Source organism: Schaalia odontolytica (assembly GCF_031191545.1).
Classification (GTDB): Bacteria; Actinomycetota; Actinomycetes; order Actinomycetales; family Actinomycetaceae; genus Pauljensenia; species Pauljensenia odontolytica.
Genome location: NZ_CP133472.1, coordinates 1,580,623 through 1,592,968 on the forward strand (window position 1 = coordinate 1,580,623; position 12,346 = coordinate 1,592,968).

The 12,346-nt window shown below is 62.9% G+C and carries 12 protein-coding genes; 7 read left to right on the forward strand and 5 right to left on the reverse strand.

What is annotated here, in order from left to right; genetic code table 11:
* From RDV55_RS06720 to RDV55_RS06740, 5 genes are read left to right on the forward strand one after another with little or no spacing between them, the layout of a single operon-like run.
* Nucleotides 1-1,179 (forward strand): TrbL/VirB6 family protein, encoded by a 1,179-nt coding sequence (locus RDV55_RS06720; RefSeq protein WP_111823872.1) that lies wholly within the window; start codon nt 1-3, stop codon nt 1,177-1,179.
* Nucleotides 1,176-2,660: an SCO6880 family protein gene (locus RDV55_RS06725; protein ID WP_111823871.1), complete on the forward strand. Its 1,485-nt coding sequence runs from the start codon at nt 1,176-1,178 to the stop codon at nt 2,658-2,660. The genes RDV55_RS06720 and RDV55_RS06725 overlap by 4 nt, the downstream gene beginning before the upstream one ends.
* Complete coding sequence (locus RDV55_RS06730) at nt 2,657-4,087, forward strand: putative type IV secretion/conjugal transfer ATPase (RefSeq protein WP_111823870.1); 1,431 nt, start codon at nt 2,657-2,659, stop codon at nt 4,085-4,087. The genes RDV55_RS06725 and RDV55_RS06730 overlap by 4 nt, the downstream gene beginning before the upstream one ends.
* A gap of 16 nt (nt 4,088-4,103) precedes the next feature.
* Nucleotides 4,104-5,750 carry a type IV secretory system conjugative DNA transfer family protein gene (locus RDV55_RS06735; RefSeq protein WP_245907705.1) on the forward strand — a complete coding sequence of 549 codons (1,647 nt, stop codon included), beginning with the start codon at nt 4,104-4,106 and terminating at the stop codon, nt 5,748-5,750.
* A 9-nt stretch (nt 5,751-5,759) separates the two neighbouring features.
* Nucleotides 5,760-6,689, forward strand: coding sequence for a hypothetical protein (locus RDV55_RS06740; protein WP_111823868.1), 930 nt, complete (start codon nt 5,760-5,762; stop codon nt 6,687-6,689).
* 54 nt (nt 6,690-6,743) lie between these two features.
* On the opposite strand, the gene RDV55_RS06745 is transcribed toward RDV55_RS06740, so the two are convergent.
* From RDV55_RS06745 to RDV55_RS06760, 4 genes are all read right to left on the reverse strand, one after another.
* Nucleotides 6,744-7,220, reverse strand: coding sequence for a DUF4913 domain-containing protein (locus tag RDV55_RS06745; RefSeq protein WP_245907703.1), 477 nt, complete (start codon nt 7,218-7,220; stop codon nt 6,744-6,746).
* Nucleotides 7,217-8,149, reverse strand: coding sequence for a hypothetical protein (locus RDV55_RS06750; RefSeq protein WP_111823866.1), 933 nt, complete (start codon nt 8,147-8,149; stop codon nt 7,217-7,219). Before RDV55_RS06750 ends, RDV55_RS06745 begins: the two co-directional genes overlap by 4 nt.
* Nucleotides 8,150-8,239: 90 nt before the next feature.
* A complete protein-coding gene (locus RDV55_RS06755) occupies nt 8,240-10,048 on the reverse strand; it encodes a relaxase/mobilization nuclease domain-containing protein (protein WP_245907701.1) in 1,809 nt (602 codons plus the stop codon).
* Complete coding sequence (locus RDV55_RS06760; RefSeq protein ID WP_309187878.1) at nt 10,045-10,452, reverse strand: plasmid mobilization protein; 408 nt, start codon at nt 10,450-10,452, stop codon at nt 10,045-10,047. Before RDV55_RS06760 ends, RDV55_RS06755 begins: the two co-directional genes overlap by 4 nt.
* Nucleotides 10,453-11,052: 600 nt before the next feature.
* Here RDV55_RS06760 and RDV55_RS06765 point away from each other — a divergent pair.
* Together RDV55_RS06765 and RDV55_RS06770 are read left to right on the forward strand one after the other, a co-directional pair.
* A complete protein-coding gene (locus tag RDV55_RS06765; RefSeq protein WP_111823865.1) occupies nt 11,053-11,280 on the forward strand; it encodes a hypothetical protein in 228 nt (75 codons plus the stop codon).
* 31 nt (nt 11,281-11,311) lie between these two features.
* On the forward strand, nt 11,312-11,704 hold the full coding sequence (locus RDV55_RS06770; protein WP_111823864.1) for a hypothetical protein: 393 nt from the start codon (nt 11,312-11,314) through the stop codon (nt 11,702-11,704).
* A gap of 59 nt (nt 11,705-11,763) precedes the next feature.
* Here the strand turns inward: RDV55_RS06770 and RDV55_RS06775 are convergent, their stop codons facing one another.
* A complete protein-coding gene (locus RDV55_RS06775; RefSeq protein WP_111823863.1) occupies nt 11,764-12,339 on the reverse strand; it encodes a recombinase family protein in 576 nt (191 codons plus the stop codon).
* Nucleotides 12,340-12,346: the final 7 nt, after the last annotated feature.

Below are 12,346 nucleotides of genomic sequence, written 5' to 3' on the forward strand. Positions count from 1 at the left end.
GTGGGACTCGATTCCTTTGTCAGCGAAGTAACCAAGTCACTGGGGGAGATCATCCTCAACTTGGGAACGTGGTGGGTGAAGGCACCTGTTCCCTCGCTCTTCGTTACGACGTCACCAGCCTACCGGCTGCAGGACTACCTGCGCTTTCTCCTGGCCGCCGTGATGATTGCATCGCTGATAGTCGCGGGCATCCGAGTCGTCATTGACGGTCGTGGTGAATCACTGCGCCACGTCGCGCAATCCCTTGTCACAGTCGTCGTCATTTCGGGAGCTGGGCTCACGTTGGCATCCGCTCTCATTAGTATCTTTGACGAGACGGCGGTGTGGCTCTTGGATACGGTCACGGAAGAAAGCGCCGAAACCTTTGGAAAACGAATCATTCCGGCCTTGTGGGAGAGTACCCGTATTCCGGGTGGCACAGTCTCAGTTCTCCTGCTCGCACTGGCGGGGATCCTCGCCAACGTTATCCAGATGGCGATGATCTGGATTCGATCCATTCTACTTATGGTGATTATGGGGCTGGCGCCCATCATTGCTTCGACGATTGGAACATCCTGGGGTCGCGCCTGGGCAGGAAAGATCCTGGGCTTCTTCTCAGGACTTGTCCTCTACAAGTTGGCCGTATCGGTCATTTACGCGACAACAATCCTCTTCCTGACATCGGAGAATGGCCTGGAAGGATTTGTGTCGTTTCTCGTCGGCGTCATGCTCATGGTGTTTGCGGCCGTGTGTCCGTTTGCGCTTGTGGGGCTGCTTATGCCCACGGGAGCGATGATCGCATCCTCGATGGGAGGCGGGGGTGGCGCTGTGGCCGCGGGGGCAGCATCGATCGCCTCGGGCGCGGTCGATGTGGTGCACAGGGGGAGTGTCGCTGCAGACTCCGCACCGTCGTCACCATCCGGTGGTGGCGGGACGGGATCTGGGGCGCCGTCAGGAGCAACAACCGCCCCCGACGCGGGAGCAGTGGGCTCGAGCGGTGCCGTCGGCGCAGGTAACAGCGCTGCCGGCGGAGCGGCTAGCGGGGCGGCCGAAGGTGGGGCCGCTGCCGGTAGCGCAGCTGCTGGGGCTGCTACAGGCGGGGCGACCCTCGTCGCGCAGGCCGTCGCAGAGGGCGCTTCACAAGCGCAACAAGGCATCAGCGACTTGGTTGAGACCAGTGCGGAAGGAGCACTCGCATGAGCACGATCGGTGCAACAGAAACAAAGATACGCACGTACGGGAACTGGCGTCACCCCAGGTTGGCGGGCCTGGGAAAGCTGAGCTTCGCCCAGACGATGGCGCTGCTGGCACTGCTCATTGTGTCGATCCTCGTGTATGGATCGTTTGGTCTCGCGCGTGCAGCGGTCCTGCTGGTGTCGGGGCTGTCGGTACTCGGGGCAATGGAAATCAGGGATGCTCACGGCGTGAGCATCTGGAACCGAGGGGTGGAGCGTGCGTCGTTTGCTCGGCGTCGTCGAGCTCGACGCACCGTGTACAGGTCCGGCCCGATTGGCACCATCCCGGGTGGGCGGGCGCGCCTTCCCGGCCTGCTCTCAGGGTCTCGAATCAGCGAACATGTTGATTCGTACGATCGCCCGTTTGCCCTCATCCACCACGGCAACACTCACGTGAGCGTCATCATGGGGGTCGCGCCTGCAGGTATCGCGCTCGTTGATCAGGAGCGTATCGACCAACAGGTCGCACACTGGGGTGCCTGGCTTGCCGACCTGGGAAGTGAAATCGGCATCGTTCAGGCCAGTGTCTGCGTGGAGACGGTGCCCGATACGGGTGGCTCCCTCGAGCGCCAGGTGAACGCTCGCCTCGACGCAAATGCTCCGGCGATCGCTCTGAGCGTGGTGCGCGACGCTGTTTCACAGTATCGCGCGGGTGCAGCGCAACTGCGCTGCACAGTGACCCTCACCTTCGATACGAAGCGCATGAGCGTGAAGAAGCGCTCGACCGACCAGGTGGCCCGTGAGATCGGGACGCGCCTGCCCTACTTGACGCACTCGCTGGAAGCGGCCGGGACGGGGCCTGCCCACCTCCTCACAGCCGCAGACGTCACGCGTCTGGTACGTGTGGCATACGACCCGGCATCCGAACCGCTCTTCGAAGAAGCAACGGCCGCTGGCCAGGAGATGGACATGGACTGGGAGGACGCTGGCCCCATTGGAGCCCACGCTTTCTTCGATTCGTTCCGTCATGATTCGGGCCTGTCGCGCACGTGGGTACTGACTAAGGCGCCGACAGGAGTCGTGCAGTCGGGTGTCCTATCGAAACTGGTGTCAATCTCGCGGGACGTTGAGCGCAAGCGCGTCACCCTTCTGCTGCGGCCCATCGACGCCGCCATGACGGGTGACATCGTCGAACGCGATATGACGACAGCGGCCGCGGCGGCCGGCATGTCGAAGAAAGTCACGGCGCGCGCCGCGCGCGAGGTGGCAATCGCCAGGAAAAACGCGCAAGAAGAGGCCTCCGGCGCGGGCCTCGTGGACTTCACAGTCCTGGTTACTGCAACAGTGACGGGGGATGACCTCGACGACACAGCTGCGGCCGTCGCGTCGCTGGCGTCCGCATCGAAGTTGCGCATGCGGCCCGCCTACGGGGCGCAGGACTCAGCGTTCGCCCTCAGTCTACCGCTGGGTGTCGTTCCGTCGTGGCAAAAGGTGTGGTCGATATGAGCACGAACATAACAATCGCAGATCTCAATCGACCTGGTGCTGGCGGTGTCACGCCACTTCCCCGCATTCACGACTATCGCGGCACGAGCGTCCAGGTGTGCGGCCTGTACCCATTTGTCGCGGGTGGGACCCCGCCACCTGTTGGTGTACCACTTGGGCGGGCGACGGACGGGACGGGCGCGGTGTGCGCCGACCCTATCAGCTGGTTTCAGAAAGGACTGATCTCCGCCCCATCTGCCATGGTCCTGGGACTAAACGGCTTGGGAAAATCCTCGCTGATTCGGAGAATGGTCCTGGGGGCCGAAGCATTCGGCATCCACTCCATGGTTGTCGGAGACGTCAAAGGTGAATACGCCGACGTCATCGACGCACTGGGTGGGCAAATCATCGCGATTGGACACGGGAAGACAGGCCTGAACCCATTGGACGGTGGTAATGCCGACGAAGCAGCGGAGATGTTGCGGGCAGCTGGGTACGTCCGCGAGGCCCAGGAAGTGACGGAAGCGGCTCACGAGCGCAAGAAACAGCTGGTGTGTTCGCTGATCCAGATTATTCGGCGGCAGGCACCCACTGATCGTGAGGAGACGATTGTTGATGCCGCTATCCGTGTCCTCGAGGAGACATATCTGGGTACGCCGACTCTCGCCGATGTTCTGCGGGTCGTCCAAGAGGGTCCTGAGCCGCTCCATGCGGCCGCCCTCGACAAAGGAAAACCTGGGGAATATGAGCGGTTGACCAATGACCTCGAGGCCTCACTCCAGGCGCTGCTCATGGGCCGCTTCGGCTCGCTGTTCGCAGCGAAGAAAACCGTATCCATGCGCATGGATGCTTCCGTTGTTTTCGATGTCTCCTCGCTCATGTACGCCGACGAGGACCTGCAAGCAGCGGTCCTACTGTCATGCTGGTCATACGGTTTTGCCACTGTCGAGGTCACCCAGGTTCTCGCCGACACGGGGCTGATCGCGCGTCAGCGCTATCAGCTCATCATGGATGAACTCTGGCGTATCCTTCGGTCCTCTCCCGGCATGGTCGAGCGCGTCGATGCGCTCACCCGCCTCAACAGGACTGTGGGAGTGGGCCAAATCATGATCACCCACTCCGTTGCCGATTTCCAGGCCTTACCGTCGGTCTCTGATCGACAGAAAGCCCAAGGGTTTATCGAGCGATCAAAGATGCTTTTCATTGGTGGTGTTCCCCCCAAAGAGGTACGCGAGCTCCGGTCGGTCATGGCGTTCTCACGCCGTGAGGAAGCCCTCGTGTCATCGTGGAACGCCCCTGGGGAGTATGACCCGATTACGGGGGGTAGTGCGGCCCCCATCGGCCGTGGGAAGTTCCTTCTTAAAACGTCGGACGCACCGGCGTACCCGTTCCAGGTCGACTTCACGCCGGTGGAATACGAGCTGTCGAACACGAACAAGAGGTGGTGACACCATGTGGGATTCCATGAGTGATAGCGGACGAGGCATCTGGCTCCTTCTCATCACACTCGGGGTCGGTGGAGCATGCCTGTACGGCGCGCGCGCCCTGTACACCTGGTGGACAGGGATACCCCTGCCCACGAACCTCCTGGACTTGACGACCGGGATGATCCGGGGCCAGCAGCCGCGCGCGGTCGCCGTTCTCGCTCTCCTCATTCTCCTGACCGGCGTCGCGTGCCTGGTCGGTATCGCCAGGTGGCGGCACCGCGGTCCGCGTCGACGCAAGCGCGGAGATCAAGTCGCTCGCAAGGCTGCCGCACGGCGTGAGGTGGCCGTTCTGGGGGAGCGGGCGGTGGTATCGCAGGCATCCCGGCTGGGTGTCGTGGCCGATTCTCCTGGTTTGCCGATCGGGCGTATGGTGCGAGGAAACGCGTGGTTGTTTTCGTCCTGGGAGTTCGTGTGCCTGATGATTGCAGGCCCGAGGACAGGTAAAACCACCGCGTGGCTGGTCCCGCGGATTCTCGTAGCGCCCGGCGCAGTCCTCGCGACCTCGAACAAACGTGACATCGTTGATATCACTCGAGAACAGCGTTCTCAGAGTGGGAAGACGTGGGTTTTTGACCCGCAGGGGATTGCGGGGGAAGACCAATCGTGGTGGTGGAACATCCTGGCGGGGGTGAAGACCCCCGTTGACGCCATTTCGCTAGCGGAAGTCTTCATCGATTCTCAGCGCGATCCAGGTGCCACCAAGGATGCGTACTTCGATGGGGCATCGAAAGACCTGGTTGCTGCGCTTGTATTGGCAGCCGCCCTCGGTGGCCGAGACATTCGGATGGTGCATGAGTGGCTGACGCGGCCTCTCGATGATGAGCCGGTGCGGATCTTGGAGCTCGCCGGGCAGATGATGACCGCACAGTCGCTGCGCGGGATGATGAACCTGCCGGCAGAAACCCGAGGCGGCGTGTACGGCGGCGCCTCCCAAACGATGTCATTCCTACTCAACGATGAGGCGCTGCGCTGGGTCCTGCCCCCGACAGTGAAGGACGGCGAGAGCGACATGATGGAGTTTCACCCCAACGACTTTGTGGCATCAACCGATACGCTGTTTTGCCTGTCGCAGGAGGGCCGCGGCAGCGCGTCCCCGATCGTGACGGCACTGACTGTCGCGGTCATTGAGGGTGCCCTCGAGCACGCAAAAACCCAGACCGGTGGCAGGCTCGCTCTACCGCTCTTTGTCGCCCTCGATGAGGCGGCAAACGTGTGCCGGTGGAGGGAGTTGCCTGATCTCTATAGCCATTTTGGTTCTCGGGGCATCGTCGTCGACACGCTCCTACAGTCCTGGAGCCAGGGCGTGAGTGTCTGGGGCGAACCGGGCATGAACAAACTCTGGAGCGCCGCCAACGTCAAGGCGTATGGCGGCGGCGTCTCAGAGGACAAATTCCTACAATCCCTGTCGACGCTGATTGGCGTGGAGTACGTCGACCAGGTCCAAACATCCTCAAGTCGGCAGGGGACCTCCCGGAGCGTTTCCGTGGGGGCCGCGCAGCGCCCAATCGCCCCAGTGTCGGAGCTCATGGCCATGCCACCCAACCGCGCGTGGGTGTTTGCCTCGGGAGCCCCCGCTGTTTACGTGCGCACAGTGCCCTACTGGGAAACCAAGAAACGAGATTAGGAGCGAACCATGAGCGACGCCGCTCAGATCGAACAACAGCTGTCCATGCAGGCCGCGCAGCTCATGCGCGCAGCAATCATGATTGCTCGAGCATTCGCTGCACGCGAGGCCCAAGCGCGGCGCGTGGCCGCGCGCGCCTCCCTCGAGCACGCGCGCGCCCTGCGTGCCGTGACCGAGCAGCAGCGCCGCCTCGCGGCACCACTGTATCGGGCTGCTCGCCGTGAGGACTGGTGGGACGACCCGAAGATTAGTCGGGAGGAGAGAGCTCGAGCAGTTGGCCTTGCCGAGCGTTTCGCGCACGTCGACGAGGATGCTCGAGCAGTCGCGGCCGAGGCACACCGGCGCCTGGAGGCAGAGGCCCGTGCCCGAGAGGCTGCTGAGGCGCGAGCTCGCGAGGAATCCCGCAACCCACGATCATTCCGAGACCAGCGCAAGGATGAGTTCGTTGACATGACGCTCGTCTCTGTGGCAGAGCTGGCCGCTGCCGCTCCCCTCGTCGACGGGGAAAAGCTCGAGCAATCCCTCGAGGAAATCCTCAAGGAGATTCGCACCGATCCACAAGCGACCACCACACAGCTGTCGGATTCACTGGCAGAGGAGGTGGCTGTGGACGCACCCAAACCGGGGGACAAGAAGCTAGATCCATTAACCGTCTACGGACTGATGACGACTCAGCCGGACGAACCGATGTCCGTGAGCGATCTCGACAGTCCGGAAATGAGCGTGAACGTACCCGCGTGGGATAGCGCCGAGGCGCGGAAGGCCTGGGCACAGCATCTGCTCGATGCCGGCATCGACGCAGACGGGGTGAAGGCGTTCACGGTGGCCTCGCAAGCCCAGCCTGCGCCCACACAGGAGATGCTTGCGACGTCGGTGAGTGTGCCGGCCGGCCGAGCGGCGGCCGCGCCCCTCGAGCAGACGCAAGCACGCCACCTCTGACAGATAAAACCAACGGGGGGCAGCCAGCGATGGCTGCCCCCCGTTGGTATCCGACTACGGGCGCTCGTCGACGAGCCCGGGCGGCGGCGTCGTCGTTGGTAGCACGCGACCCGGGTGAGGTGCGGACTCGTCTTTGTGTTCGCCCTTTCGGTGCCTCTCGTCGGGCTGGCACCCCTTGAAAGGCCCGTTCTCAGCAAGGACCCGATCCATGATCGGGTACAGATACTGCACGGACCAGGTGGCCATTGCCGTGAGCTCGCCGGATGCTCGCAGGCCCTCCCATGAGTGCCACAGGGCAGTGAGATAGAAGACCGCCTCGGTGTGCTTCCACCATTCACTGCACCAGGTGAGACCAGTTCCGAGGGACCGATCGTAAATCTGTGTCAAGAATTCTTCGACGAACGTGTACACACTCGAGTAGTACAGCTTCGGTTCGTCCTTCGAGGGATCTGCGGGCGCTACGTCCTCGAGGTCGCCGGGCGGCTCGACGTCGATCGGAGGGACACCCTCGTACGGGTCATGCTCATTCACAGCGATCGCCCTTCGGCTTGGTGAATGGTTGGTGTGGGGACCCATCGCATTGGTGTCGTCGTGAATGACTGAGTGCCGATATGTGGAGCGTTCTTTCCGAGCATTTCAGGGGGAATAGACGAACGGCGACTAGCTACGGCAGTAGACTTTTGAGCTGCTTCAGTAGCGTCACCAACGTGGGCGTTGTCCTGCGGGCCTGCTTCAACGGTGGATGCTCGCTTGGCTGCTTCGATTGCTTGGGTGAGGGTGGGAACCCCCGGTGCTCTCATAGCGTCGGTGTGAACCTTATCCAAGTCGTCGGAGAGCGCGGTGAGAAACGTTGTGAGATTCTCGCGCTGCATTCCCATCATGTGGGGGAGACGGGAGAAATCTGGACTGGCGATGATGTTGTCGAGTTCATCGAGTGCATGTCCGGGGAGGCGTGCCCATCCACCACCAGCGATACTGGATGTGTGAAGGTCGATCATCGGGTTGCCGCCGAGATCGGTGAGAGTGAGGGTGAGATCCTCGGTGTCGATGTCGACGACGGGAGCGTGTGCGAGCGCCCATGTGGCGATGGGTGGATTGTCCTCCGCCAATTGCCTAATGCGCGCCATAATCTGCCCGTGCGCAGTTTCCTGGCGATAACGATCTGCGTCCTCGCTTTCCCAGGCAACAGCCTGGCGAACATACTCCTGACACGCCGCCTCACCAACGATGGGGATCGCCTGCTCGTCACCATTGGTTGCGGACGTGTATACGGTTGCTTCGAGGAGGCGGCCGGTCTCGCTCGTTTTGATGACGGTTGGGTTGCCGAATGTCCAGTAGTCGTAGAAGACCGTAGAATCCTCATACTGGAACGGTGCTGAATCAACGACATTTGGATGCCGCGCCCCCGGGTGCAGTCCGAGGCGTGCAAGCTCATTGCGGCCGGCGTCGATCGCGTTCATACGAGTCCCTCCAATTTTGCGGTACGAAGGCACCCGTGGTGGGCACCTCTCACCACTCATCGTGGACACGTGCGCGCACAGCAGAGGGGCTTACCTGGTTGGGCCGTTGTCCTTGTGGTGTTGTGCCCGCTGGGCGGCCTCGGCTGCGAGCCGCTGGGCCTCATCCGTGCTTATCGCCGCGGGCTTGAACGTGCGCGGCTGGCCACCCAGAACGTCGCGCGGAATACCCGGCCCAGCATCTCGAGGCTGAGAAGACGCGAGCGGTATGCCGGCCGCGTCTAGTACCGTGCGGACACGGTGAAGAGCACCATCAGCCGACGCGTCGGCGAGGGCCTGGGCGTTGCGGGCGATCGCGCTGTCCTCCCTGGGTGCCGGCGGCGGGGGAGGAGGCGGTACAGCCTCGCGCTGTGCGGGCACGGAGGTGCGCTCAAGACGCTCATAAGCTGACGTGAGAGCGTCGACGTCGAACCGTGGGTAGGTGTTCACGCGATCAAACATCGCCTGGGCGTCGCGCTCAATCGCTGCGGCGGTTGCCGCCTGGCCTGCAGCCTCATGCAGATCCGCGATCACCTGTACGAGATCGACGGTCGCGTGTGCGAGAGCGACGGCCGCCATGTGGGGGCTTGACGTGGCGGCGATCGACAGTGCCAGATCTGAGGCCATGCGTGCGCCCACGTCGACCAGGCGCTTGTCGGCCGGCCGTGTTTTGAGCTGCGCGCACCTGCCCACCTGGACGGCGGCGCGCTCGAGCATGTCCCGCCCGCCCGACGTGCGAGCCGTAATCGCCTGGGTGTGCAGGAGTCCCGCGATGTCGGCGGAAGCGTTTGCGATCCCCACGCGATCCGTGGGGGACAACTGCTCGAGGTGCACACGGAAGTGCTCGAGGGCGCGGATCCGGTCCTCCCACAGCGGCCCATCGTAAGGCTTCTTCTTTGGGTAGTGGCCTTTCCATGCTTCCACAGCCTCAAGGGCGCTCGTCGGGGTGTCTGCCCACCGTGTGCGCAGTTGAGTCAATGTCAGGTCGCGGGCAATCCGCCCGCCGCCCCACCAGCGTGTCTGCTGTCCGTCCTCGGTGCGTAGCGCAGCGGAATATCCGACCACAATGTCAGTGCGGCCGCGCGCGAACCTGGGGTGCAGACGCACCCCGAGGCGTCGTGCTCGCCGCACGAAATCAGCTTCACTCGCTGCGGCCGTCGCGGCTGCGCGCAAACGTTCCTCGAGGACAGCGCGATCTGTGCGCGACGCCCCTGCGCGCTTCGCGGCGTTCTGCGCGGCCGCGCTGTCGCACCGTGAGCCGCGACCATGCTCGCGTGACTCCACGACGAGGAGTCCGTATCGGTGCTCGAGCATGTTGCATGCCTTCTGAGCTCGCCGCTGGTCGTACCACGGACTCCACTTCGTGCCATCCTCACGCACAACGTTCGCCGCGATGTGAATGTGGTCGCCGCCGTTTTTCGCACTCCCGTGATGGATCGCGACCCACCGGCACGGTGCCTTCCCGTCTGACCCCGTGAAGCCCATCGTGTCCATGAAGTCCGAGGCGATCCGTCCCCAGATCTCGTCCCCGAGAGCCGCTTCCTCTGGCGACAGGGAGAGGGAGCAATGCCAGACATGGTTGGCCTCGATCTCTCCATTCCACTCCACCGCTCCGGTGGCCGGGTTGAAGCGGCGCACCTTGCCTGTGGGGAAGGTACCTGTCTCGTGCATATACGCGTCAAGGCGCGTCGCGATCTCGCCGGCCTGCGAGACACTGATCGTCTCCCAGTCACCCCACTTGCGCACGATGTCACGCGAGCCCGCGATCACGTGCGGATTCTCGTGCTCATTGGCGCGCCCCGGTCCCACCAAGTAGCACATGAGCCCGCCGGTGTCGCCGCCAGTGACGATGTTAGGAATCATCGCCGAACCCCATCGAGGCGAGCGTTGATGTCTTCGATCGTATCTGCCACGCTCGACACGACAGACGCAAAATCCTCAGGAACCTCGTGCACCGTGTTCGCATGATGCGCGATCTGATTCAGATTCGTCATCGCGCCCTCAAGCTGACGCCGATAGACACGAAGCAACTCAATCAACTCTTCCACATGAGCTGCCCCAGCAACCCCATCCGAGGCAGTCACCGGGTGAAGCGCTGCCTCCACCACAAACCGCGACATCGACACGCCACGAAGACGAGCACCCTCCTCAATGAGAGCACGCTCCGACGCCGTCAACGACACAAGAAACCGAGACCGCTGAACCCCACGCACTGACCGCCGCGCCCGGCGAGCCGTCCGAGAATGCGACACCGCTTCACTACGCATCTGACCCGGCCCTCCTCACACGTTCTTCAAGCCAGCGCAGCGATCCACCGGACCACACTTCCAGTGTGCCACGCGACGCCATATGCGTCACGCCACAAGCTTAATACCGATATCGGTATTATACAGCTTGCTACGCGAATCTCAGGTAGTGGGATACAGCGCAGACCGCGCATGACAACGCAACGACATAACCTGAACGTTCGCACCCGAAAACTCAGCCAAGATTTTCGTTCCGGGCGGACCACGACAGTGGTTCGTCCGGGCTTCCGACGCCCACTTCCTCACGCTCTCTCGACCCGATCGCGCACACACTTTGGCGGTGAATCCTGTTGCACAGTCGCACCCGTGATCGTCACCGGCGCATGGGGAAAGGACGCTGCCTTGGGATTAAACGATCAGCTTCGGTGTTCCCGTCGTTTTGGTTTGGTTAGGGGTGGGTCGTGCCCCCAATGGAGGGGGCACGACTGCCGCTCCACGCCGCTTATCCGTTCCGCTTGCGGAGGCTGCCGTTCGCCCTCGCATAGCGTGTGCGTGCACACCAACACGGAACAAACACCAGGCGCCACACCCGGTGGCACCACCAACGAAAGGCACACGCCCATGAACCCGGTCGACAAACTCCTCAAGAAAGACGAGCACAGAGAAACCATGCTCCGCGCACTCGGCAGCGCACATACCGCCCTCGACGACGCCATCGCGAACTACCGTCTTGCGTTCAAAACCGCCACCACAATCGGCTGGCCCAAAGCCGACCTCACCAAGGCCGGCTTCCCCGACCCAATCCGCCTCCCCAAAGCGTCCACCCGAACCCCCGACGCCGAAGCCTGACGACTCACTCAACCCCTGAAAGGACACATCAATGAACAGCGTCATTCTCTTTCACATCGCGTGCGGCATCGTCATTGCCTTCACCGGATACTCGATCATCCCATTGCCAGCGATGCGCCCCGGCCACGGGCCGGGATCCGTACCGCGGCGCGGCCTTCCCACCATGATCTATCAGGTCGTCGGGATCGGGATTGTCCTCGCAGTAGCTGCAGTGATCTACGCCGGCGCAACCTATCTCGCCGCCCACAATCCCGACGACAGCGCATACAGGTCACTCACATGCGTCACCGGCGCCCTACTCGTCATCGTCGCCTGCATGCGCATCATGACCACACGAGGCACGCGCCGAATCATCGGAACAAACACCCTCACCGTCGTTATTCTCGGGCTCGCCCTCTTCATCAGCGGTCCAACCCTCCCATAACAACACGGTGGGGTGGTAGCCCACTGGGCTACCACCCCACCACCCAAGTGGATGCACCACTAGGATCTATCACGATGCTTGGCGAGTGCTCGTGTCACCGTTGACCGATGCACGCCTAAGGCGGCCGCAATCTGCTTATGTGTCATTCCCGCCTGAAACATTGCCGCGGCCGCCTCCAGGCGATCCCCAGTCACCCGCGGCCGCCGCCCACCAACACGCCCCTCAGCCCGCGCATGAGCGAGACCTCTGCGCGTATTCTCGCGAATCGTCGCCACCCGTAGTTGGGCCAGCACGGCCATGATCCCAATGATTGCTTCACCCATCGGCGTGGACGTGTCGACGTCCAGGAACGGCTCGGTCAGGGACCGGAGCCGGACCCCACGCTTGCCCAGATCACGGATCACGTCGATCGCGATTCTCTCCGAGCCAGCCAGCCGGTCTAGTGCGCGTACAACAAGAATGTCGCCCTCACGCAGATACTCCACACACGCGTCCCACGCGGGCCGATGCTCGAGCCGAGAACTCACACCGTGGTCAATGAACACCCGCTGCGCGCCGGCCGCCCGCAACTCCGCTTCCTGCGCGTCCGTGGCCTGCTCTCGCGTCGACACTCGCGCATACCCAATGGTCGCCACACCAGCC

Coding starts and splice junctions, on each gene's coding strand:
- RDV55_RS06725 (WP_111823871.1), top strand. CDS start 1,176: ATGAGCACGATCGGTGCAACAGAAACAAAGATACGCACGTACGGGAAC.
- RDV55_RS06730 (WP_111823870.1), top strand. CDS start 2,657: ATGAGCACGAACATAACAATCGCAGATCTCAATCGACCTGGTGCTGGC.
- RDV55_RS06735 (WP_245907705.1), top strand. CDS start 4,104: ATGAGTGATAGCGGACGAGGCATCTGGCTCCTTCTCATCACACTCGGG.
- RDV55_RS06740 (WP_111823868.1), top strand. CDS start 5,760: ATGAGCGACGCCGCTCAGATCGAACAACAGCTGTCCATGCAGGCCGCG.
- RDV55_RS06750 (WP_111823866.1), bottom strand. CDS start 8,149: ATGAACGCGATCGACGCCGGCCGCAATGAGCTTGCACGCCTCGGACTG.
- RDV55_RS06755 (WP_245907701.1), bottom strand. CDS start 10,048: ATGATTCCTAACATCGTCACTGGCGGCGACACCGGCGGGCTCATGTGC.
- RDV55_RS06760 (WP_309187878.1), bottom strand. CDS start 10,452: ATGCGTAGTGAAGCGGTGTCGCATTCTCGGACGGCTCGCCGGGCGCGG.
- RDV55_RS06765 (WP_111823865.1), top strand. CDS start 11,053: ATGAACCCGGTCGACAAACTCCTCAAGAAAGACGAGCACAGAGAAACC.
- RDV55_RS06770 (WP_111823864.1), top strand. CDS start 11,312: ATGAACAGCGTCATTCTCTTTCACATCGCGTGCGGCATCGTCATTGCC.